The sequence below is a fragment of the Staphylococcus sp. EG-SA-2 genome, from assembly GCF_017152085.1.
In genome coordinates, this window is the sequence record NZ_JACYHC010001336.1 from 1 (window position 1) to 590 (window position 590).

Annotated in this window: 1 protein-coding gene and 1 pseudogene; both read right to left on the minus strand. The window is 32.0% G+C overall.

Annotated features, from left to right (window positions below):
* Positions 1 to 158: pseudogene (locus IDG60_RS21260) on the minus strand (HAD family hydrolase); the annotation flags it as partial.
* A gap of 106 nt (positions 159 to 264) precedes the next feature.
* Positions 265 to 590: PTS sugar transporter subunit IIB (locus IDG60_RS21265; protein WP_206161172.1), on the minus strand; the 326-nt coding region annotated here is incomplete at its 5' end.

Below are 590 nucleotides of genomic sequence, written 5' to 3' on the forward strand. Positions count from 1 at the left end.
TGTATATCGTTATCAGTCAAAGTTTCCCAATCTATATGTGAATGAAGACCTAAATAACACTTATCCATTAATAATTCATATACCGTTAATGCAGAGACATCGAAACAACGTTCTTCACTTAAAAAAATGCCATCAACATCAAATAAAATTTTCTTCACAATCCCCACTCCATTTCTGAAAATTCAGATATAAATCATTCTACTATTTGACTAAAAAAAGCGCAAACCCTATTGAAGTTAGATTTGCGCTTTAGCTGTTTAAATTTTATAAATGTTTTTCAATTTCATCAGCAACCTGCTGTACGTGTGTACCGACAATAACTTGAGTTGAATGTTTGCCATTAACAGTAACACCAACTGCACCGGCGTTTTTAATCTTCTGTTGATCAATAATAGATGTGTCTTTTAACTCTAGACGCAACCTTGTTGCACAATTGGTTAAATTAACAATATTCTCTTGACCGCCTAAACCTTCTAATATTTGTATAGCATGTTGATGATATTTACTTTGTTTAATATCATTTTCACCAGGAGCAATATTATCTTTTACAACTGTTGGATCAACTAATTCATTTTCACCTCTACCAATCG